Source organism: Bacillus sp. AR13-1 (assembly GCF_008042285.1).
Lineage (GTDB): Bacteria > Bacillota > Bacilli > Bacillales > Bacillaceae_G > Bacillus_A > Bacillus_A mycoides.
In genome coordinates, this window is sequence record NZ_QNUA01000007.1 from 60,048 (window position 1) to 82,652 (window position 22,605).

26 protein-coding genes, 1 pseudogene and 1 riboswitch are annotated in these 22,605 nt (G+C 37.3%); of the genes and pseudogenes, 6 read left to right on the forward strand and 21 right to left on the reverse strand.

All coding sequences use genetic code 11. From position 1 onward, the window contains the following. Positions 1-18 precede the first annotated feature (18 nt). Complete coding sequence (locus DN408_RS04710; RefSeq protein WP_002129738.1) at positions 19-750, reverse strand: MerR family transcriptional regulator; 732 nt, start codon at positions 748-750, stop codon at positions 19-21. Positions 751-849: 99 nt separating this feature from the next. Between DN408_RS04710 and DN408_RS04715 the strand changes: the two genes are divergently transcribed. Further along, the gene (locus tag DN408_RS04715; protein ID WP_002015917.1) at positions 850-1,665 is read left to right on the forward strand and encodes a YhfC family intramembrane metalloprotease; all 816 of its coding nucleotides are present in this window, start codon (positions 850-852) and stop codon (positions 1,663-1,665) included. 301 nt (positions 1,666-1,966) lie between these two features. Here DN408_RS04715 and DN408_RS04720 read toward each other — a convergent pair. Beyond that, a pseudogene (locus DN408_RS04720) lies at positions 1,967-2,278 on the reverse strand (hypothetical protein); the annotation flags it as partial. A gap of 133 nt (positions 2,279-2,411) precedes the next feature. Between DN408_RS04720 and DN408_RS04725 the strand changes: the two are divergent. Next, entirely contained in the window at positions 2,412-2,966 is a 555-nt protein-coding gene (locus tag DN408_RS04725) for a histidine phosphatase family protein (protein WP_002184735.1), read from the forward strand. A 74-nt stretch (positions 2,967-3,040) separates the two neighbouring features. Further along, positions 3,041-3,520, forward strand: a complete 480-nt coding sequence (locus tag DN408_RS04730) for a YbaK/EbsC family protein (protein WP_002184734.1) — start codon at positions 3,041-3,043, stop codon at positions 3,518-3,520. A gap of 20 nt (positions 3,521-3,540) precedes the next feature. On the opposite strand, the gene lipA is transcribed toward DN408_RS04730, so the two are convergent. Beyond that, entirely contained in the window at positions 3,541-4,437 is an 897-nt protein-coding gene (gene lipA, locus DN408_RS04735; RefSeq protein WP_002034580.1) for a lipoyl synthase, read from the reverse strand. Between the two features lie 189 nt (positions 4,438-4,626). Here lipA and DN408_RS04740 point away from each other — a divergent pair, with 189 nt between their 5' ends. After that, positions 4,627-5,610 carry a M23 family metallopeptidase gene (locus tag DN408_RS04740; RefSeq protein ID WP_002034579.1) on the forward strand — a complete coding sequence of 328 codons (984 nt, stop codon included), beginning with the start codon at positions 4,627-4,629 and terminating at the stop codon, positions 5,608-5,610. Positions 5,611-5,667: 57 nt separating this feature from the next. Here DN408_RS04740 and yunB read toward each other — a convergent pair whose 3' ends face one another. The 3 genes from yunB to DN408_RS04755 all read right to left on the reverse strand — a co-directional run bounded on the left by yunB (position 5,668) and on the right by DN408_RS04755 (position 8,238). Continuing rightward, positions 5,668-6,399: a sporulation protein YunB gene (yunB, locus tag DN408_RS04745; RefSeq protein WP_002129745.1), complete on the reverse strand. Its 732-nt coding sequence runs from the start codon at positions 6,397-6,399 to the stop codon at positions 5,668-5,670. 55 nt (positions 6,400-6,454) lie between these two features. Next, a complete protein-coding gene (locus tag DN408_RS04750; RefSeq protein WP_002015926.1) occupies positions 6,455-6,757 on the reverse strand; it encodes a YunC family protein in 303 nt (100 codons plus the stop codon). Positions 6,758-6,822: 65 nt separating this feature from the next. Continuing rightward, positions 6,823-8,238, reverse strand: coding sequence for a bifunctional metallophosphatase/5'-nucleotidase (locus DN408_RS04755; RefSeq protein WP_321145796.1), 1,416 nt, complete (start codon positions 8,236-8,238; stop codon positions 6,823-6,825). Between the two features lie 362 nt (positions 8,239-8,600). Between DN408_RS04755 and DN408_RS04760 the strand changes: the two genes are divergently transcribed. Continuing rightward, positions 8,601-8,930 carry a PadR family transcriptional regulator gene (locus tag DN408_RS04760; RefSeq protein WP_078177962.1) on the forward strand — a complete coding sequence of 110 codons (330 nt, stop codon included), beginning with the start codon at positions 8,601-8,603 and terminating at the stop codon, positions 8,928-8,930. Next, positions 8,930-9,658 carry a VanZ family protein gene (locus tag DN408_RS04765; RefSeq protein WP_078177963.1) on the forward strand — a complete coding sequence of 243 codons (729 nt, stop codon included), beginning with the start codon at positions 8,930-8,932 and terminating at the stop codon, positions 9,656-9,658. The genes DN408_RS04760 and DN408_RS04765 overlap by 1 nt, the downstream gene beginning before the upstream one ends. Positions 9,659-9,859: 201 nt before the next feature. Here the strand turns inward: DN408_RS04765 and sufB are convergent, their stop codons facing one another. The 15 genes from sufB to DN408_RS04840 all read right to left on the reverse strand — a co-directional run bounded on the left by sufB (position 9,860) and on the right by DN408_RS04840 (position 22,581). Continuing rightward, positions 9,860-11,257 carry a Fe-S cluster assembly protein SufB gene (gene sufB / locus DN408_RS04770; RefSeq protein ID WP_002015928.1) on the reverse strand — a complete coding sequence of 466 codons (1,398 nt, stop codon included), beginning with the start codon at positions 11,255-11,257 and terminating at the stop codon, positions 9,860-9,862. Between the two features lie 48 nt (positions 11,258-11,305). Further along, entirely contained in the window at positions 11,306-11,737 is a 432-nt protein-coding gene (gene sufU, locus DN408_RS04775) for a Fe-S cluster assembly sulfur transfer protein SufU (protein WP_002089369.1), read from the reverse strand. Next, positions 11,727-12,947 (reverse strand): cysteine desulfurase SufS, encoded by a 1,221-nt coding sequence (gene sufS, locus DN408_RS04780; RefSeq protein ID WP_002015930.1) that lies wholly within the window; start codon positions 12,945-12,947, stop codon positions 11,727-11,729. Before sufS ends, sufU begins: the two co-directional genes overlap by 11 nt. Then, positions 12,947-14,239 (reverse strand): Fe-S cluster assembly protein SufD, encoded by a 1,293-nt coding sequence (gene sufD, locus DN408_RS04785; protein ID WP_078177964.1) that lies wholly within the window; start codon positions 14,237-14,239, stop codon positions 12,947-12,949. Before sufD ends, sufS begins: the two co-directional genes overlap by 1 nt. Before the next feature lie 15 nt (positions 14,240-14,254). Then, on the reverse strand, positions 14,255-15,040 hold the full coding sequence (gene sufC, locus DN408_RS04790; RefSeq protein ID WP_002015933.1) for a Fe-S cluster assembly ATPase SufC: 786 nt from the start codon (positions 15,038-15,040) through the stop codon (positions 14,255-14,257). A gap of 237 nt (positions 15,041-15,277) precedes the next feature. Continuing rightward, a complete protein-coding gene (gene metQ / locus DN408_RS04795; RefSeq protein WP_002089377.1) occupies positions 15,278-16,084 on the reverse strand; it encodes a methionine ABC transporter substrate-binding lipoprotein MetQ in 807 nt (268 codons plus the stop codon). Between the two features lie 71 nt (positions 16,085-16,155). Beyond that, positions 16,156-16,968 carry a methionine ABC transporter substrate-binding lipoprotein MetQ gene (metQ, locus tag DN408_RS04800; protein WP_002015935.1) on the reverse strand — a complete coding sequence of 271 codons (813 nt, stop codon included), beginning with the start codon at positions 16,966-16,968 and terminating at the stop codon, positions 16,156-16,158. Between the two features lie 22 nt (positions 16,969-16,990). Beyond that, a complete protein-coding gene (locus DN408_RS04805) occupies positions 16,991-17,656 on the reverse strand; it encodes a methionine ABC transporter permease (RefSeq protein WP_002129754.1) in 666 nt (221 codons plus the stop codon). After that, positions 17,649-18,674, reverse strand: a complete 1,026-nt coding sequence (locus DN408_RS04810) for a methionine ABC transporter ATP-binding protein (protein ID WP_002015938.1) — start codon at positions 18,672-18,674, stop codon at positions 17,649-17,651. The genes DN408_RS04805 and DN408_RS04810 overlap by 8 nt, the downstream gene beginning before the upstream one ends. A 178-nt stretch (positions 18,675-18,852) precedes the next feature. Further along, a riboswitch (SAM riboswitch) is annotated at positions 18,853-18,960 on the reverse strand. A gap of 125 nt (positions 18,961-19,085) precedes the next feature. Beyond that, on the reverse strand, positions 19,086-19,430 hold the full coding sequence (locus DN408_RS04815; RefSeq protein WP_002015939.1) for a hypothetical protein: 345 nt from the start codon (positions 19,428-19,430) through the stop codon (positions 19,086-19,088). Between the two features lie 152 nt (positions 19,431-19,582). After that, entirely contained in the window at positions 19,583-19,891 is a 309-nt protein-coding gene (locus tag DN408_RS04820; protein WP_002015940.1) for a thioredoxin family protein, read from the reverse strand. A gap of 3 nt (positions 19,892-19,894) precedes the next feature. Then, the gene (locus tag DN408_RS04825) at positions 19,895-20,239 is read right to left on the reverse strand and encodes a toprim domain-containing protein (RefSeq protein WP_000640865.1); all 345 of its coding nucleotides are present in this window, start codon (positions 20,237-20,239) and stop codon (positions 19,895-19,897) included. 375 nt (positions 20,240-20,614) lie between these two features. Beyond that, the gene (gcvH, locus tag DN408_RS04830; protein WP_000026895.1) at positions 20,615-20,998 is read right to left on the reverse strand and encodes a glycine cleavage system protein GcvH; all 384 of its coding nucleotides are present in this window, start codon (positions 20,996-20,998) and stop codon (positions 20,615-20,617) included. Between the two features lie 41 nt (positions 20,999-21,039). After that, positions 21,040-21,405, reverse strand: coding sequence for an arsenate reductase family protein (locus DN408_RS04835; RefSeq protein WP_002129756.1), 366 nt, complete (start codon positions 21,403-21,405; stop codon positions 21,040-21,042). 648 nt (positions 21,406-22,053) lie between these two features. Next, complete coding sequence (locus DN408_RS04840) at positions 22,054-22,581, reverse strand: hypothetical protein (protein ID WP_078177965.1); 528 nt, start codon at positions 22,579-22,581, stop codon at positions 22,054-22,056. Between the last annotated feature and the right edge of the window lie 24 nt (positions 22,582-22,605).

Here is a 22,605-nt window from a genome sequence, read left to right on the forward strand (position 1 = left end):
AAAACCTCCACCTTTTTACTATTTCTTACGATCCGCATAAACCTCCATCGCATCACACATAAACTGCGCTAAACCTTCACCAAACTTATCAATATTTTTCGTAAAACGCTCATCAGCAACATACATTTGACCGAGCCCCTTAAAGGCTTCTAATGAATATTCACCGAAGTTTTGCAAGTAATCGTACCATACCCCGATTGCGGATTGCGCTTCTTTAGAATCAGGTGCTCCATTTCGAAGTGTTGCTAGATTTCTGTAAATATTATTAAACTCCTCCTGTTTCTCTTTAGACATCCCCTTCGCTGTTTTATTCGCTTTATCTACAGCCTCATCTCCCCATCGTTCACGTGCTTCTTCTTCGTACGGGTTATGACTAAAATCAAATCCTTCAAATTTCTCTTTATTCGTCATATCAATCTCTCCTTTTGTATGCTGAATTGTTTTATTAATCGTCGCTATCACCTTATCTAACCTGGCACGCTTTTCAAGAAGCATTTTCTTATGAAGCTGTAGCGCTTCTTCATGATCAAATGATGGACTCATGATAATTTCTTTAATCTTCTTCAAAGGGAAGCCTAGTTCTTTAAAAAATAAAATTTGCTGCAGTGTCTCTAAATTTTCATTGGAATACAGACGATATCCAGACTCTGTCGTCTCGTCTGGGGTTAATAACCCAATTTCATCGTAATGATGCAGTGTGCGCACACTAATTCCAACTAAATTAGCTACTTCTTTTACCTTCATTGTCATGTGTATCTCCCCCTTAGTACATACGATAAAGTATGACGCAACGTTAGAGTCAATAAGTAAATTCATTTATCTCTAAAAGTTTCATCTCTCCCATATTTCATGCATAATAGATATGTACATATATTAGAAAGCGGTGAAAGTATGGTTTCAAATACTGTAATTGCCAGCATCATATTTCAACTCGTTGTTTCGGTTCTGGTCCCAATTATTGTACTCGTTTATTTCCGTAAAAAATATAATATTAATTGGAAAGTGGTCGGCGTTGGTGTTCTTATCTTTATTGGATTTACCCAAATTCTCGAAACACCGTTCCACCTATTTATGCGTGGTAATCCAGCAATCGCTCCATTTTTAGAAAATCCGTATGTCTTTGCAATTTATGGCGGACTAACTGCTGGTATTTTTGAAGAATTAGGACGCTTCGTTGCCTTCTTCTTCCTACTAAAAAAATATCTAGAATATAAAGATGGCTTCGCTTATGGAATTGGTCATGGCGGGATTGAATCCATTTTAGTTGGCGGATTCTCTGCATTGCAGACACTTATATTCGCTAATGCTATTAACAATGGTAGCTTCGCTCAAATGGCAGAAAAACTACCACAATTAAATCTTGTAAAGGATATGTTAATAGAACAACCTGCCTATTTATACTTACTCGGTAGCCTAGAAAGAATTATGGCACTCGTGCTGCAAATTGCCTTCACAATGCTTGTCGTATACGCAGTAAAACAAAAGAAATACATTTTCCTTGTTTACGCTATATTATTCCACGCACTTGTAGACTTTTTCGCGGCACTTTACCAAACAAAAATGATTAACATCTTTGTAGCAGAAGGAATTACTCTTCTCTTCGCGATTGGTGGTTTCATTCTTATTCGTAAAATGAAAGCGAAATTAGTAAGTGTGCCAGAGTAAAAAATAACCCACCAGTTGGTGGGTTATTTTTTATATGGATTTTCGTAGTGATGATAACTTTTCCCCCCTTGCAGCTCCCTCTTTGTTTCCGCATCTATAACGATGTACTTATGGAACTCATCTACTTCATCTTGAGAAAAGGAAGCGAAAAAATAAAGTGAAACTTTAATCAGTGGGGGTTTATCCACTGATTATTAGTTGAACCAATCGGGCTTTTACGGGCAGTTGATCTCCCATTTAACTACTTTTCTTTAAAACTGAATTTTGCGGTGGGAGTCTTGCTGCCCGTTAATGCGGGGTAAACTTGGCGATCAGGGTGAATAAAAAAATCTTGAAACACCACGCTACTCCGACAACCCACGGCTGTTTTTTGTCTGAAAGAAAATTCTTCATCGGGCACTTCTTTAAATAAAATCTTTTTCCGAACACTATATGCTGCATTTTTATATTCTTTATACACCTTTTTATCTAACTGTTCGTAAAACACATCCTCACTCACAAATGGCTTATTTCGATTGCTTGGATAGTCTAATTTTTGATTTGATTGTGCATATGTTGTGGACAATTGCGCGAGAAAACAAATACTGAATACAATGCATATCATTTTTTTCATAATTGCACCTCAAATTTTCATTATCCACATTACTTTTCCACATACTTAGATCACTATTCCGTTTCCAATAAAAAGGAATTTTTTCCACATTTGTCGAAGTATATAGCGTCAACTTGAAAGATGGGGATGAATTATGAAGAAAATTATTGTAATACGACATTGTTCCGCAACTGGACAAAAACGTGATGCCGAATTAACGTTTGCCGGAAAAGATCAAGCTAACACCCTTGCTGCATTCCTCTTAGAAAATCAGCTACAAATAGATCATATTATTTCGAGCCCATTTGTCCGAGCTATCGATTCCATTCGGCCCTATGCGATTCAAGCTAACCTATCTATCGAAGAGGATGAACGATTAGCTGAACGTATATTAAGCAACGTTCCGATGGATGATTGGATGCAAAAACTAGAATCTACTTTTACAAACATAGATATTGCCTTTTCAGGCGGAGAGTCAACAAAACAAGCAACGGACCGTGCTATATCGCTTATCCAAGACGTTTTAAAGTTAAACCATACTACAACACTACTCGTTACACATGGAAACTTACTTACGCTCATTTTAAAGCACTTTGATCGTACGATCGGCTTTAGTGAATGGAGAACTTTAACGAATCCTGATGTTTACGAAATTACAATCGATGAACAAAGTTTCATAAAACGATTATGGGAAGCATCGTCCAAGTAGTATCCCTTTCCAAAACACTCAGTTGACGCCACGAGAAGAGACTGTATTAACAATAGAGAGGGGTATCATTCCATATGTATGAAGATGTACTTTCTTTACTACATAAAACAAATGCTTCTTATGAAAAATTTGAACACGAACCAGTACTTGACTATGAAACAGATCGTATCGTTCGTGAAAGACTTGGTTTGCAAGGCACTCCAAGTAAAAGCTTATTTTTAAAATCAAAATCCGGGGAGCATTACGTATTCTTTACGTTAGAAGGCACTCGCCTCAACCGAGGAGAGATGAAAGAAATAACAGGAGAGAGCTTATCTCTCTGTTCTCCTAATGAGCTAAGAGAAGAGACTGGTTGCACTCCTGGATGTGTAGCTCCTTTCGGTTATTCACAAAATGTAACGATTATTGTGGACAGTTCAATTTATACTTACGATAAAATTTTAATTACACCTGGTGTACCTGAATTTACAATTGAATTATCCACAGAGGAATTAAAAAAGATTTTATCCACATGTCAAAATAAAGTTTTAGAGTATAAGAAAAAAGAGAGCTAATGATTAGCTCTCTTTTTTCATTATTTCGCTTCTGCTGTTTTTTCTTTTGCAGAACGTACTTGCTCGTCCGCATGATAAGAAGAACGTACAAGTGGGCCAGCTTCACAGTGGCTAAATCCTTTGCTAAGTGCAATTTCTTTTAGCTCTGCAAATTCTGCTGGTGGGTAATATTTAATAACTGGTAAATGCTTCTTAGATGGTTGTAGGTATTGTCCAAGAGTTAAAATATCCACATTGTTTGCACGTAAGTCATCCATTGCTTCAATTAAATCTTCTCTCGTTTCACCTAAGCCCAGCATAATGCTCGATTTAGTTGGAATATCAGGCTGCATTTCTTTTGCTCGACGTAAAAACTCTAATGAACGGTCATATTTTGCTCTAGCGCGAACTCGGTTAGATAATCGACGTACTGTTTCAATGTTATGGTTCAAAATATCTGGTTTTGCATCCATTAACATTTTTAAGTTTTCTTCTACCCCACCCATATCAGATGGTAATACTTCGATAGACGTGAATGGATTTTCACGACGAACAGCGCGTACTGTTTCAGCAAAAACAGCTGCTCCGCCGTCCTTTAAATCATCACGTGCAACCGCTGTTATAACAACGTGCTTTAAGCCCATTTGTACTACAGAATCTGCTACGCGTTCTGGCTCTTGTAAATCAAGCTCAGTTGGTAAGCCTGTTTTAACCGCACAAAAACGACAAGCACGTGTACAAACCGCACCTAAGATCATAAATGTTGCTGTTTTCCTTACAGCCCAGCATTCATGAATATTCGGACATTTCGCCTCTTCACAAACTGTATGAAGATTCTTAGAACGCATCATTTTCTTTAAGCCTGTATAGTTTTCATTCGTGTTTAACTTAATTTTCAACCATTCGGGCTTGCGCTTATACTCTGTTTGTTTTGTCATGGTTATCAACTCCGCACAATATGAAATAGTTTACCGTGTTCGCTTCTTTCAATGTAACATATCTATTCTAACGTATGAAAGCGATTTGCTCAAATGAAGATTCTAAGATTTTTTCCAATCGTTCCCTATAATGAAATACTCCGTATATCCCACACTAAAAAGAGTGATGTTGTGAAAGGAGTCTATTTCATGCTTCGAAAAATTTCTCTTTTGCTTTCGATTTGCTTTCTTCTCCACCAAAACATCGCTTACGGTGAAGATAATCAGCAAAGCATATATGAAAAGCGCATGGCACTATATAAAGAAACTGAGCAATCTTCCGGTATTCCGTGGTATTACTTAGCCGCAATGGATCAATACGAAAGAAACATACGGAGCGTAAGAAAAGATATACCGAAAAAACCAGATGCCATCATTTCCCTTTATTTCAAACCTGAAATATGGGCTGGACCTGTTAATAGTAATGATACTCTCCCCCATACAATTTCTCTATTTGGCGGAATGGGTTTAGATGGTGACAAAGATGGATTTGCAAATGCAAATAACGACCGTGATCTTCTGCATACAGCAGCAACTATTTTAAAGAAACAAGGAACGTCGGAAGACCGTATTAACATTATGCTTTGGGAATATTATAGACGTGCAAAAACAGTTGAATTAATTACAGAATACGCCCGAATTTATAAACATTATGGACGCATTAATTTAGAAGGTAATGCTTTCCCTCTCCCGATTCGCAGTGACCATAGCTATCGTAGTACTTTCGGTGCTGGTAGAAGCTTTGGCGGCAGGAGGATTCATGAAGGAACCGATATTTTTGCTGGATATGGCGTACCAGTACGATCAACTTGCTATGGCGTTATTGAAACAAAAGGATGGAATCGCCTTGGTGGATGGCGCATTGGTATTCGTGACCTTCATAATAATTACCACTATTACGCTCATTTAGGCGGGTTCTCTAAAGAAATACAGCTCGGACAAATTGTCGAACCAGGAAAAGTAATCGGATTTGTCGGTAGTACCGGCTACGGTCCTCCTGGTACAGCTGGAAAATTCCCGCCTCACTTACATTTCGGCATGTATAAAGACAATGGCTATACAGAATGGGCTTTCGATCCATACATGCATTTAAGCCTTTGGGAACGAAAAGAACGAGCAAATACAAAAAGATAACCGTAGCAAATTGCTACGGTTATTTTTTATAAATATAAATCAATAGAACACTACTGACTAATTATCCGTTTTCTTTTTATCTGGTACAACAACTCCCCCGCTTCCGTAATAAGTAGGCACTTCACCTTGAACGATGCGCGTTGCAATCGGAATGTTTTGCTTCACCTTAATTTCTTTCGTGCGTAACGGAATCATAACTTGTAACGTCACTTCCACTTCCATAATAATTTTGATCGCCGTATTATTAATTCCTTGCGGCTCAACTAATTGTTTAATATCCGTATTCACATGACCAATTGGCGTAAAATTAATCGGAATATCTGGTCCTATATTACCAAGAAGCGCATTATCAGTTATGCGCCCAAAAGGAACTGACATAGATACCCCATTCTCTTCAAAAATACCAAGTGCTTTCGTATCCCCTTTTTCTACTTGTTGTAAATATTTTTCTATGTATGCAGTAGTCGATGTTAATATTTCATTTACTTGTTTTGTATTTAAATCAATTGTAGATACTTTCCCGTTCCTATCCGTTTGTACTTTCATTAATGAATCTACATCAAACCCTTCATTAATCCGGTCTTTTACCGCTTTCGTCATAACTGCTGTTGCCATTTTATGAGTCTCTGTTTCCCCATACTTAATTAACGTTGGCTGAATACTTTTATTTACAATCCATAAACCTTGAACTACCATTACGATAAAAATAATAAATGAAATAAGCAGTATATACCGAAAGGAAATCGGTCCCCTTCGAAACCGCGAATTTTTCGAACGAAATATGCCCATAAGAAAACCCTCCTTCTTATATTATTTCTATGCAAGAAAGAGGGATGATATATGCTTATCTCATTTTTAATAGTGCATCTTTTCCGATTGTGCCTACCGGAATACCTAAAGCTTCGGCTCCAGTCGTTACTGATTCCAGCGGTGCTTCAAGAAGTTGTTCAATCGTTCTTACACCAACCGCACGGCCAGCAATAATTCCTCGATCACCTAACTTCTCATTTAGAAGACCTACATCTAAAGCACCGCACATAATATATCCTTTATCGCTCATTACAGCTAGCAAATTTGTCTTTGGAAGTTTTACGCTAACAGCAATGAACGTATAGTTATCAATTATAATTGGCTCTACATTAACCATAGTTCACACTCCTCTCTTTCTTATCTTTATGACAAGAGAAAAATGAGTGTTACAAGTTAACTAGCCTATAGTTTGACTGAAGATGTATAAGTTATCAACATGTCTGTTAGTACATCTCTAAGCAATTCCGGCATATAATATTGTTTGTCAGAAAGTGTGGATAGCTCTGGGTATAAGTATCCGAATGTAAACATATCAATCGTCCCTACCGTATATATCCGGTCTAATTCCAGCGATTCGCCGTTAATCAATACATCTTCTAGTAAAATTTTATTCCCTGGAATCGTATCTGGAATCACTTCCAAACCATCGTAAATCATTTTCCCCATTACTTTTCCACGAAATCCGAATCCTTTCACCTCAAGATTCTCCATATTCGGGCGGCGCGCTTTCAAAATAACTTCTCTTAACGTTTTCCCTGGTACTTTTAACATACATGGATTAATTGGATGTGGACAAATCCGATGAATATCTCCGCGCGTCACAACACCTTCATTTAATCCCTCAAGAAGTACACCAGCATTCACCATCCCAACATCCGCATTACACCACTCTTTAAGTGCACTTGCCAACATATGAGAAAACGTCGTCTCCTTAAACCAATCAACCGGCAATGATTCTTTTAAATGAACGACAGGCTCAGCCATTATCTGTTTACTTTCTTCCTTTAGCATTTCAATTGTGGATAACGGCTCGCTATAAGCACCTAACCGTTCTGTCTTAATCGCTCTACCGTCTTTTTTCAACAGTCTCTTCGTCTCTTTATCCACAGTAAGCTGAACGTGACCAACGTAATGTCCCCACTTTTCACAACAGCAAAGCAAGGTATTATCCACAAGAACACCACGCTCAAATAAATGATGCGTATGTGCCCCTAAAATAACATCTATATCATAATGCTCCGCCATATACTCATCCATACTTTTTCCAAGATGAGAAAGCACAACAGTAATATGAGCTGTATCCTTAACTTCTTCTAAAATAGACTCTAAATGAATGATTGGATCTTCAATATGCCAGTCTAACATATGATAAAACTCTGGATAAGCTACCGTTAATCCAATAAAGGCAATCGTAATCCCATCTGTCGTTGTATGTAATTTATAAGGTTTCGCCCACGCTGGACGTACATCCTCTTTTTCAAATAAGTTCGCTACAAGCACCTCAAAACCAGCATCATCATATAGACGATTCAAATGCTCTTTCGCCAATGTAATTCCTTCATTATTTCCGATCGTTACATAATCATATAACGCCTCATTTAATAATTTTGTATTCCCAAGTCCATTTGTCGCTTCCGAAATACTATGAAAACGATCCACATGATCGCCAATATCCACAGTTAAAACAGTCTCTCCCGCTTCCTGTCTTCGCCTTTTCTCCCCTAGTACAAACCGAGAAATTTGCGGCCAATTTTCAAAATGACTATGTATATCATTTGTATGATAAAGGTGGATGATTGTTTCTTTATTTATATTCAGAGAAAAAACCTCCTCTCAGTTCCTTACTGCCATTTACGCTATACGTACGCAATAATCCTGTAAATACTTTTCGTCTTTTCTTGCTATTCTACATTGTACTCGCATTATAAGAAAAAGCCAAAGATTGCCCTTTTAATATGGAAAACTTTATTTTACTTTTTCTAGTCTGTTGATTAGTTTGAGGGGGGAATTTTTGTGAAATGATTCTAGTTGGTGTTGGGGACCTATTTGTCAGGAAGTTTGTTGGACGGATTGGCGAAGAGCTTTTTGCTGCCTACTAGATGGAGTATTACCCTACACATATACCTTGTAATACGACATATGTCGTGTTACAATCTCATCACAAGGTGGTGAACCATAAAATGGATAAAGAGATATTAAAAGGAAGTATTGATATTTTACTTCTCTCCATCATTAAACAGCACGATACGTACGGATATGAAATTATTCAAAAGCTAAAAGAAAACAGCAATGATTTATACACGATGAGCCAAGGTACACTCTACCCAGCACTCAAACGCTTGGAACAAAAGGATTTCATCAATTCATACTGGGGTGAATCTGAAACTGGTATGAAACGAAAATTTTATCGCATTACTACGAGCGGGAAGAAAATTTTAGAAGAAAAACTAACAGCATGGGATTCAGTTACAACTCTTATTAAAACTTGTCAGAAAGGAGCTTTAAATTAATGACGATTGAAGAATACATAAAGAGTATCGTTCAAAAAACAAACCTATCGCAACCTGATAGAGACGAACTTTACTTCGAAATTTACGATCATCTTACAAGTTTAAAACAAGAATTTCTCGATCAAGGAAAATCTGAAGAAGAAGCTACTACATTAGCCATTCAAAACTTCGGAGAAGCCTCTACTTTAGGAACTGAAATTGAAAAAGCGATGCAATCTTCTACGCAAAAATATGTACAGTGGATTGGTTGGGGATTATTTTTACCGTATTCATTTGTTTTATTATTTAAACTGTTGCTCGGGAGGCCAGCTTTTTACTTTGGTAATCTGAAGTACTTCTTTGAAACAGGTGACTGGCATTCTATACACGGTGGGTTAATAAACTTAGTTCCTTTCAGAAGTACAATCCGCTATTTAACTGAATTTGATTCTTATAATCTAGACATCGTACTTATGAATACATTAGGAAACATCATCATATTTATCCCATTCGGATTCCTTCTACCTTTATTATTTAAACAAATAAACAATGTAAAAATGGCATCAAAAATTTTCATTAAGTTTATTTTATTAATTGAATCGTTACAACTCCTTACTTTTACTGGTGTTTTTGATATTGATGACATCATATTGAATATGCTAGGTGCTTTAATTGGATATGGTTCTTTCATTGGGATGAAACATATTTGGGAGCGTATTAAATCTGTGGATAAGGTGGATACGATTTAGGTTCGGGGTATATACCCATCTCAGCTTATAGAACATAAAAAAGCGCCCTGCACAGCAGGGCGCTTTCTTCATACATATATTATCCAGTTCCAGCGGCTAGAATGTTCGGTGGCTTCACTTCTTCCTATGAGGCAAAAAGCGCCTCTACGTCAGAAGCTCCATCCCCCTCACATTCTGAACGAGCCGCTTCCACTTTAAATATTAACCAATAGAACCTTCCATCTCAAACTTGATTAGGCGGTTCATTTCAACTGCGTATTCCATTGGAAGTTCGCGAGTGAATGGCTCGATGAAGCCCATTACGATCATTTCTGTAGCTTCTTGCTCAGAAATACCGCGGCTCATTAGGTAGAATAATTGTTCTTCTGATACTTTAGATACTTTCGCTTCGTGCTCAAGTGAAACGTAATCGTTTTTGATTTCGTTGTAAGGAATTGTATCAGATGTAGATTGGTTATCCATGATTAACGTGTCACACTCGATGTTAGAGCGAGAGTTTTTCGCTTTTGGTCCGAATTGTACGATACCACGGTAAGTTACTTTACCACCATGCTTCGCAATCGATTTAGAAACGATTGTTGAAGACGTGTTTGGTGCTAAGTGAATCATTTTCGCACCAGCATCTTGGTGTTGGCCTTTACCAGCAATCGCGATAGATAATGTTAAACCACGAGCGCCTTCGCCTTTTAAGATAACTGCTGGGTATTTCATCGTTAATTTAGATCCGATGTTACCGTCAATCCATTCCATCGTTGCGTTTTCTTCACAAACCGCACGTTTTGTAACTAGGTTGTATACGTTGTTCGCCCAGTTTTGGATTGTTGTATAACGGCAATATGCATCTTTCTTAATGATGATTTCTACTACCGCACTATGAAGTGAGTTAGTCGTGTAAACAGGTGCTGTACAACCTTCTACGTAGTGTACGTGTGCGCCTTCGTCTACGATGATAAGCGTACGCTCGAATTGTCCCATATTTTCAGAGTTAATACGGAAATACGCTTGAAGTGGTGTATCAACTTTAATACCTTTTGGAACGTAGATGAATGATCCACCAGACCAAACTGCAGAGTTTAATGCAGAGAATTTGTTGTCTGTTGGTGGGATTACTTTTCCGAAATGCTCACGGAAAATATCTTCGTTCTCTTTTAATGCGCTATCTGTATCTTTGAAGACGACTCCTAGATCTTCTAGGTCTTCTTTCATGTTGTGGTATACAACTTCAGATTCGTACTGTGCAGATACACCAGCTAAATATTTTTGCTCAGCTTCAGGAATACCTAATTTATCAAATGTCGCTTTAATTTCCTCAGGTACTTCATCCCAAGACTTCTCAGATTTCTCAGATGGTTTTACGTAGTACGTAATTTCATCGAAATCTAAGTCGTTTAAGTCGCCGCCCCATTGTGGCATTGGCATTTCATAGAACTTATCCAGTGATTTTAAACGGAAGTCTAACATCCACTGTGGTTCTTCTTTCATACGTGAAATCTCTTCAACGATTTCTTTTGTTAAACCGCGTCCAGCACGGAAAATCGAAACGTCTTTATCCTTGAAACCATATTTATAATCGCCGATATCTGGCAGTTGCTTCGCCATGTTGGTGTGTCCCTCCTTATATAACCTCGTTTTTAGGAACCTTTAACATTACTTATCTTCGTTTAAGCCCTTTTCTAACGCTTTCCACGCTAATGTTGCACATTTAATACGTGCCGGGAACTTGCATACGCCTTGTAATGCTTCAATATCTCCTAAATCAATGCTGTCATCATACTCTTTTCCTAGCATCATGTCAGAGAAAATTTTAGAAAGCTTAAGGGCCTCTTCAATTTTCTTTCCTTTTACTGCTTGTGTCATCATTGAAGCTGAAGACATTGAAATTGAACATCCTTCGCCTTCAAACTTCGCTTCTTGTACAATACCCTCTTCTACTTTCATCGTAAGTTGAATACGATCGCCGCAAGTTGGATTGTTCAAGTTAACGGTAACACTATCTTCTAACACGCCATGGTTACGAGGATTTTTATAATGATCCATAATAACTTGACGATATAACGTATCTAAATTATTAAATGACATTTGTGAAATACTCCTTTGTCTTGATTAGTGATTCAACAAATGTATCAATTTCTTCTTTTGTATTATATAAATAGAAGCTCGCACGTGCTGTAGAAGAAGCTTTTAGCCACTTCATAAGCGGTTGTGCACAGTGATGTCCTGCGCGAACCGCAATGCCTTCTACATCTAATACAGTTGCTACATCGTGAGGATGTACGTCTTCAATATTAAATGTAACTAGACCAGCGCGATGCTTTGGACCATAAATTGTAACGCCATCTACTTCTGATAGTCTCTCTAAAGCGTATTGCGCTAATTCATGTTCATGCTTTTCAATATTATGAAGACCGATTTCTTCTAGGAAATCAATTGCCGCACCAAGTCCAATTGCATTACCGATAATCGGTGTACCTGCTTCGAACTTCCACGGAAGCTCTTTCCAAGTAGACTCTTGTAAGTCTACGAAATCAATCATTTCACCACCAAATTCAATTGGTTCCATATTGTTTAGCAATTCTTTCTTACCATATAATACGCCGACACCTGTTGGTCCGCACATCTTATGAGCAGATAATGCGTAGAAATCACAGTTTAAATCTTGTACATCCACTTTCATATGAGGTGCACTTTGTGCTCCATCAACGATCATGATTGCACCGTTTTCATGTGCGATTGCTCCGATTTCTTTTACAGGGTTAATCGTTCCAAGTACGTTAGAAACGTGCATGATAGAAACGATTTTTGTATTCGGTGTAACTGTTTGACGAACATCTTCTAAAGAAATTGTACCGTCTAGTTGAAGCGGAAGGTATTTTAAAGTTGCACCAGTTTTCTTCGCAACTTGTTGCCACGGAATGATGTTACTATGGTGCTCCATGTAAGAGATGACGATTTCATCGCCTTCTTTTACATTATCAAGACCATAGCTAGCTGCTACTGTATTTAATGCAGTTGTCGTTCCGCGCGTGAAAATAATCTCTTCCATTGATTTCGCATTAATAAACTTGCGAACTTTCTCACGTGCACCTTCATACGCGTCGGTAGCTTTCGTACCGAGCGTATGAACACCGCGATGCACGTTAGAATTATATTCTTTATAATAACGTTCTAACGTTTCAATGACTTGAATTGGTTTTTGAGAAGTTGCTGCACTATCGAAATAAACAAGTTGTTTGCCGTTCACTTTTTGATCAAGAATTGGAAACTGTTTGCGTATTTCATGAATATTCATTAGCGAACTTTCCTTTCAATTACCTCAACAAGCTGTGCCTTTACTCCTTCAATTGGAAGCTCATTTACTACAGGTGCTAAGAATCCATGGATGACTAAACGTTCTGCTTCGCGTTTTGGAATCCCACGGCTCATCAAGTAGTATAATTGGTATGGATCTACGCGGCCTACTGAAGCTGCGTGACCTGCCATTACATCATCTTCGTCGATTAAAAGAATTGGGTTTGCATCACCGCGAGCTTTCTCATCTAACATAAGAACGCGAGAAGATTGTTGTGCATTTGATTTAGATGCACCGTGTTCAATCTTACCAATTCCGTTAAAGATAGATGTTGCACTATCTTTTTGTACACCGTGTTTTAAAATCCAACCTTCAGAGTGTTTACCGAAGTGAACAACTTTAGTTGTAAAGTTTTGTGTTTGGTTACCACGACCAATTGTTACTGTTTTTGTATCAGCATATGATCCGTCGCCCATTAAGTTCGTAACGTTCTCTGAGATTGTATTTCCGTCATTCATAAGGCCTAGAGCCCAATCAATGCGGCCGTCGCGTCCAATAATTCCGCGGCGGTTAACGTAAGTTGTTACGTTTTTTGCTAATAGATCAACCGCACCGAATTTCACTTGTGCGCCTTGTTCCACGATTACTTCTGCTACGATATTTGCAATACCTTTAGCATTTTCATTTGCAACGTAGTTTTCTACATATGTTGCAGTACTGTTCGCATCAGCTACGAATAATACGTGGTTATATACGTTAGCTTCTTCGCCGTCTACTAAGAATACAGCTTGAAGTGGAGTTTCAAGAACAACGTTTTTCGGAACATATACGAATGCACCGCCGTTGATTAATGCAGCATGAAGTGCAGTTAGACGATGCTCGTCTACTTTCACGCCGTCTTTCATTAAGTACTTTTGTACTAATTCAGCATGCTCTGTTGCAGCTGTTACGATGTCTGTAAAAATAACACCTTTTTCTTTTGCTTCGTCTGCTAAAGAAACGAACGCAGTTGTACCAGCACGTTGTACTAATACGCTGTTATTTTCATCGATTAAGTTTTTCACTGCTTCTGGAAGCTCTGTTAAAGAACTTACAGGCTCTTGCTTAGCAGCGTCGCCTTTTCCGATAAAGTCCCATTTTTCAATTTTCGTTTTATCAGGCGTTGGCATTGGAAGTTCAGTTGCTTGTGCAAGAGCTTGTAAGCGGAACTCAGTCAACCAAGCAGCTTCGTTTACTTCGCTTGCGCGCTGACGGATTGTTTCTTGATCGAAAGGTAATGTACCGATTGTCATGTTTATGCTCCTCTCTTACGCTTCTTGCTCTGCTGTTTCGTCTTCAATACCTAATTCTTTTTTAATCCAGTCGTAACCTTCAGCTTCTAGACGTTGTGCAAGCTCAGGGCCACCAGATTTAACGATACGACCGTTCATCATAACGTGAACGAAGTCTGGAGTGATGTAGTTTAATAAACGTTGGTAATGCGTAATCATTAGGCAGCCGAACTCTTCGCCGCGCATTTGGTTAATACCTTTTGATACAACTTTTAATGCATCGATATCAAGACCTGAGTCGATTTCATCTAAGATTGCAATTTTTGGCTCGATCATCATTAATTGAAGAATCTCATTACGTTTTTTCTCACCGCCAGAGAAACCTTCGTTTAAGTAACGTTGTGCCATTTCTGGATCCATTTCTAGGAATTCCATGTTTTTATCTAATGTACGGATAAATTTCATAAGAGAAATTTCTTCGCCTTCTTCACGACGTGCATTAATTGCAGAACGTAAGAAGTCAGCGTTTGTTACTCCGCTAATTTCACTTGGATATTGCATTGCTAAGAATAGACCTGCTAGCGCACGCTCATCTACTTCCATTTCTAATACATCTTCACCGTCGATGATGATGCTACCTTCTGTTACTTCATACTTTGGGTGACCCATAATCGCAGAAGATAAAGTTGATTTACCTGTTCCGTTAGGTCCCATAATTGCGTGGATTTCTCCACCTTTCACTTCAAGGTTTACACCTTTTAAAATTTCTTTGCCGTCGATTGATACGTGTAAGTCTTTAACCGTTAATGTAGAACCAGCCATCTCAATACCTCCATTAATCCTCTATATACATTTTAAAAATTACTAAAACGTTCATATTCTCATTTTATTCTCATTCTAATCTTATAGCAAATAAAATGATATCGCAAACACTAAGAAAATGTAACAATTTTTTCACAAATGTATATAAGTATTTCCTTTACATCCTCTTATGATACACCTTTCTTCTTATATATATAAAGAAAAAAGGACTGGATTATCCCCAGCCCTTTCCAGCACCTATTCGTTCACAGGAAGTACAGCACCTTTATATTCTTTGTTAATAAAATCTTGAATTTCTTTTGAATGTAGCACTTCTACTAGCTCTTTAATTTCTTTTTTCTTCTCGTCACCTTTACGAACTGCGATAATATTTGCGTAAGGAGAGTCTGATCCTTCAATTGCGATTGCATCCTTTGTTGGATTTAATTTCGCATCAATTGCGTAGTTTGAATTAATAAATAAAGCATCACCTTCATTGTTTTCGTACAGCTTCGGTGAAAGTCCAGGTTCTACATCTGTTTTAAACTTTAAATTTTTCGGATTTTCTACAACATCTTTTACTGTTGCTTTAACAACATCTACACCGTCTTTTAATTTAATAACGCCGCCTTTTTGTAACAATGCGAGCATACGGCCACGCTCCGCTACGTTATTACTCATAATAACTGTTCCGCCATCTGGAAGTTCTTTTAAGCTTTTATATTTCTTAGAATAAATGCCCATTGGCTCTAAATGAATTTTTCCTGCATTTACAATTTTGTATCCTTTTTCTTGAATCTCTTTATCTAAATAAGGGATATGTTGAAAATAATTTGCATCGATTTCTTTATCAGCTAATGCCTTATTTGGTAAAACATAATCCTGGAATTTTTTTATCTCTAACTTAATGCCCTTTTTCTCTAATATTGGCTGTGCCTTTTCTAAAATAACAGCGTGCGGTATATTAGAAGCGCCAACGACAAGCTTATTCTCATCTTTCCCCCCGCAAGCAGCTAATGTAAATACAGACAGTGCTGTAACAACTGACAATAGAATCTTTTTCATATGATGTCCCCTTCTCCCCTATAGTTATGTAGTAAAAAAAGGACCGGCATACACCAGCCCTTTTTCCGCAATTATTCTTTTACAGGAACAACTGCCCCTTTATATTCTTTAGTAATAAAGTCTTCAATTTCTTTAGAATGCAGTACTTCTATAAGAGCTTTAATCTCTTTTTTATCTTTATCGCCTTTACGAACAGCTACTACGTTTGCGTATGGAGAATCATTTCCTTCAATTGCAATCGCGTCTTTTTCTGGGTTTAATTTCGCATCAATTGCATAGTTAGAATTAATTAGAACCGCATCGCCTTCTTTATTGTTATACACTTGTGGCAATAAACCAGGCTCGATATCTGTTTTGAACTTTAAGTTTTTCGGATTATCCGCAATATCTTTTGGAGTTGCTTTAACTGGCTCTACTCCGTCTTTAATTTTTAAAATGCCTTCTTTTTGTAAAATTGCTAAACCACGACCATGATCAGTAACAGAATTACTCATAATAATTGTCGCCCCGTTTGGAAGTTCTTTTAAGCTCTTATATTTTTGAGAATACACACCAATCGGTTCTAAATGAATTTTTCCTGCTATTTCAAAATCATATTTCTTATCTTTAATCTCTTTTTCTAAATACGGAATGTGCTGGAAGTAGTTTGCATCTAATTCTTTATCCGCTAACGATTTATTTGGTAATACGTAGTCTTGGAATTTTTTAATTTCTAGCTCAATTCCTTTTTTCTCAAGTAACGGTTTTGCCTTTTCTAAAATTTCAGCGTGCGGTACGTTAGAAGCACCAACAACAAGTTTCTTTTCATCTTTATCTTTCCCGCCACAAGCAGCTAACCCAAAAATTGAAGTTGAAATAAGTGCTGTAAGTAATAATTTTTTCATTTGAAATATCCCCCTGTGTTCATTATCTTTTATCTATTCGAGTCGTTAAACTATCACCAATCCACTGAATTAAAAATACAACGAGTAATACACAAATTGTCGCAACGATTGTTACATCGTTATTTCCACGCTGGAATCCCTCTAAGTAAGCAAGTGTTCCAAGACCACCAGCACCAACAACACCTGCCATTGCTGTATAGCCTACTAAAGCAATAGTCGTAACCGTAATACCAGATACTAACGCTGGTAACGATTCTGGAATTAACACCTTCAAAATAATTGTGCTTGTTTTTGCTCCCATCGCTTTTGAAGCTTCAATTACACCTTTATCAATCTCACGAAGCGCGATTTCAACCATTCTCGCGTAAAATGGTGCCGCTCCAATAATTAAAGCTGGCAGCGCTGCACTCGCTCCGAGTATTGTTCCAAGAAGAATCTTTGTGAACGGGATTAATAAAATAATTAAAATGATGAACGGTATAGAACGGAAAATGTTTACGAACGCTCCAATCACCGTATTAATCGCTTTATTTTCCCATAAATTATCTTTCGCTGTCATAAAGAGTAATAGTCCTAAAATAAGTCCTAAAACAAATGTGGCAAGTGCTGCGATTGCCGTCATATATAACGTTTCACCAGTTGCTTCTAACATTTGATTCCAATCAATATTTGCGATTAACTTATCCATGTGCAATCACCTCCAGCTCTACTTGATCTTGATGAATCCCTTCTATTGCTTGCTGGATCGCTGTTTCTTCACCATTTAAATGAACGACTAAACTTCCGTAAGATCCGTTATTCGTTTGCGCGATATTTCCTTGCAAAATGCTAACTTCTATATCACCGCGCTGCATTAACCTTTGAAGTACCGGTCTTTCTACCGCTTCACCGACAAACTGCAAACGAATTACTTTTCCATCTGGATACTTTTCTATTAAACTTTCAATCGTTTCATTTGTATCTTCAGAATCAGTTAACTGCTGTACAAATCGTTTTGTAATGTCTTGCTGTGGATTACGGAATACGTCAAGTACTGGACCCGTTTCTACGATCTTCCCTTTCTCCATTACAGCAACTCGATTACAAATTTTGCGAATAACGTGCATCTCATGCGTAATCAATACAATTGTTAAGCCGAGACGCTTATTAATATCTAACAATAAATCTAAAATTTGATCTGTCGTTTCCGGATCAAGAGCTGACGTTGCTTCATCACATAAAAGTACTTGTGGATTATTTGCTAACGCTCTTGCAATCCCGACGCGCTGCTTTTGTCCACCACTTAGCTGAGATGGGTACGCGTCTCCTCTTCCTTCTAATCCAACAAGATGAATTAACTCATCGACACGTTTTCTTCTCTCCGCCTTATCGACACCTGCAATTTCAAGTGGGAATGCGATATTTTCACGCACAGTTCGTGACCAAAGTAAGTTGAAATGCTGAAAAATCATTCCGATTTCTTGTCTTGCCTTACGAAGTTCATTTCCAGTAATCGCTGAAATCACACGATTCGCAATTGTAATTTGGCCAGAAGTTGGTTTCTCTAACTGATTAAACAATCTGATTAACGAACTTTTCCCAGCGCCACTATATCCAATAACACCAAATATTTCACCCTTATCTACTTTTAAGTTGGCGTTATCTACAGCAGTGACATCACCGCTTTTTGCCTTATATATTTTCTTTACATTTTCTAATAAGATCATGATGTTCACCCCTTTTTTGTTTGGATAGACTCCGCATTTTTTTATTTTTCATGCGTGTAGTCCATCGTTATAGCTCCTCTTATTATTTGAATGTCCTCCGCATTCAAACAACAAAAAACCTTTCCGCTTCTAGAGAAGCAGAAAGGTTTATATGCGTATATAACAACATTATCCCTCTCTCTCATCTCTCAAAGCATTTGCTTTGCAGGAATTGGCACCATTTCAACATAAGTTGACGGTTGCCGGGCTTCACAGGGCACAGTCCCTCCACCTCTCTTAATAAGAGAAATCAGATTAAATTTTCGTCTGATTTAAAATTTATGAAATTGTCTATATTTTATGAATTGAATTGTATCAATATCCACACGCTCTGTCAACAGAAATTTTCGTAAAAAAAGAAACTTCAGAATTTTAAGCTCCGACTGACATCGGTTTACATATATGAAACATCGATTCAACTAATAACATCGTTCGATACGTTCCAGAATATTGTACCCGTCCATCACTCATTAACTTTTGCAACCTCATATTTCCAGTCACTAACTTTTGTACATCCTCTTCCTCTAAACAAACGATTTGTTCCGTTCCTCTCGCCTCTTTCAAAAGTTCTATATAATCTCTTGAAATTTGTAACGAACAGCATTCATCTCCAAAACGAAAATTAACAGTTCTTTCTCCTTGCCTTAAAAGCGGTTCTAAATGATATTGACCATTAGCGTAATTTACAAATGATTGAAGCAAAGAATATAATTTCATCCTAAACCACATCCCTCATATCACTTTCTATTACATACCATTCCCTCTTATTAAAGGGCAATCCTGTTATTTTCGCTCGACAAATACTGTATCTATCACGCATGTCGACATATTTCCCAAGAAATATGTCGAGGCGGCAAAAACTTTGCCGCCTACTTTAATTCCGTATATAAATATTCAACCGAATGAAATGCATATATTTTCTTCATCAGTGTCCCATTTTCAAAAATAAGTAAACACGGTACACTTTCTATCCCATACTCTTTCGCTAAATGCGGGGCATAATTTAAATCTAACATTCCAATTTTCAAATCTTCAATCGTCATCTCAACGACCGTTAACATCTTCTTTGCCAATTGGCATGTTCCACACATTGGTGTATACACATATAACACTGTTTTTTCTTCATTTCCTATTAGGGCTGTAGCTTCGGCACCTGTCCAATCAATCACTTCTATCATTCCTTACCGTAAATATTCTGTATAAACGTCAATGTCTGCTCCCCATAATACATTTGCTAAATGTGAAGAAGGTGCAGTCGCCACCTCGCGATACGAGCGATCAATATAAATATGCTCTGCTTGCGGAAATTCTTTTCGGAATTGTTTCCTTAACTTTTCTCCTGCATCATCAGCATCCACTAGCACATATACGTCCTTATCAAAAAATTGATCAATGAGCTCATCCATTTTCGACAAACCAATTGTACCATTTGTACAAACAATTTCCACTGGTTCACGAATAATAGATTCAATCTTTCTTCTATCCGATTTACCTTCTACAATAATGACTTTTTCCACATAAATCATATGTCATCACCCGATCACCATATACTATACAACCTTTAACTTAGTATATAGTATATTCGTTATTTTCATGTTGTTTCCTGTTTATTTTTGCAAAAGAAAAGCGCAAGCGGCTCGTTCAGAACAGGAGGGCATTGGAACTCCTGAACTAGAGGCGCTCTTTGCCTCAAGTGAAGGAGTGAAATGACCGACTGTTCTAGCCGCTGGAGCTGGATCATAACGAAAAGCTCAAGCGGCTTGCTCAGCATGAAGCCTACATGAAAAAAGTTTTTCAAAAACGTTCTCCTACATAATAATTAATATATATGTTTTTAAATTCATTATGTACACAACATAAAAAAGGACAGCACAAAGGCTGTCCTTTTTCTTCGACTATAATTAGTCTTGGTTTGTCATTTCTGCATATTTTTCTGCAGTTAATAACTTCTCAACTTGGCTTGCATCAGAAAGTTCAACTTTAACCATCCATGCACCCTCGTATGGAGATTCGTTAACTAGTTCTGGTTGGTCACTTAATTCTTCGTTTACTGCTACAACTTTACCACTTACAGGTGCGTATAATTCAGAAACTGTTTTAACAGATTCTACGCTTCCGAATGGCTCGTCAGCTTGGATTGTTGCACCTACTTCAGGAAGTTCAACGAATACGATATCGCCTAACTCACCTTGCGCAAAATGAGTAATACCGATAACAACCGCATTACCTTCTGTTTTTACCCATTCGTGTTCTTCAGAGTAACGTAAATTATTTGGAATGCTCATGACTGTACCTCCAGTGAATGTATTAATTATGTAAAAATACCTTATTGGTACTTTTTCCACACACTTTCAAACTGCTCTTCGTTAAAACCAAGTGTTACACTCGTTCCATCTGTTACAATTGGACGTTTAATCAACATGCCATCAGATGCTAAAAGCTCATACATTTCGTCTTCGCTTGCATCCTTTAACTTATCTTTTAAACCAAGTTCGCGGTAACGCATTCCACTTGTATTAAAGAATTTTTTTAATGGTAATTCACTTTTCTCATGTAAATTACGTAAATCTTCTTTTGACGGTGGATTTTCAACAATATGAATCATCTCATATGCTACATCGTTTGCCTCAAACCATTTCTTTGCTTTTTGACATGTGCCACATTTTGGATATGAATAAAATGTTACTGTCATAAATTCACCTACTTTTTTACTAACCTTTACCTTTATCATATAGAAAACATTTTATTATTTCAAACGATTATTCGCTAAACTTTTACTTATTTCGTGATAATTTTTAATAATCCTGCTAATTTTTCTTATTTTTCCGCCATTTATTAAGAAAAAATAAATATATAATTTTTTAAAAATTTTTTCTCATCCCACGCCGAACATATATCTTAAACAAACGTTTGATTAATTTCATATTTTTCTACCTCAACCTTCGGAATACGTAGATTCTTTTATACCGAACATATACCTTAAACAAACGTTTGATTAATTTCATGTTTTTCTACCCCAACCTTTGGAATACATGAATTCTTCCATACCGAACATACCTCTTAAACAAACGTTTGATTAATTTCATGTTTTTCTATATCACCTTTGGAATACATGATTTTCTATACCGAACATATATCTTAAACAAACGTTTATCCCGCTATTTGCGGGCAGTAAGACTCCCACCTCGAAATTCGGCAAATGCGAGGAAGTTAGGTGGGAGATAACTGCCCGTAAAAGCCCGATTGGTGCGGGCTAATAATCAGTGGGGGATGGACACCCCCCACTGATTAAAGTTTCACTTTATTTAAAAAATAAGAAGTCCTTTTACAGGCTCCTTCATCATCGACTTAAATAGTCCGAAATGGTTTGAAATACTACTATATACATATTATGAATACTTTCTTCTGTATTTCCACCATTCAATAAACCTACTCCCCATTGTTGCCCTTCGCCACTTCCAATATTCGCAAAACCTTGCGCGTACATAGCATTTACATCTTTTCGTGCACTGTTATACTCTATCCCTTTTGTAATAAAAGTTGAATATGATTTATCTTGTAAACCAATAAAAAATACTGGTTTCTTTAGCGATGAAAATACATCTTTATACTGCTCTGTTGAGGCTTCTTGAAAGTGATCTTTCATTATTAGAAAACCATCCACTTCCTTAGCTTTCTTTTCCAATTCCTCTAACTTCACTTTTTCAAACTTTATATTTCTAAATGTATCTTTCGGCTTTTCACCAACAACTCCAATGACGAGTGCTCTCCCGTTATATTCTAAATTCTCTCCTTCTTTATCCTTTGCACACCCAGTACTCACTAGGCATAACAATATAAAAACTAAGAAATACAGTGAACGCTTCATATAGCACCCTCCCCCTCTTTTAAG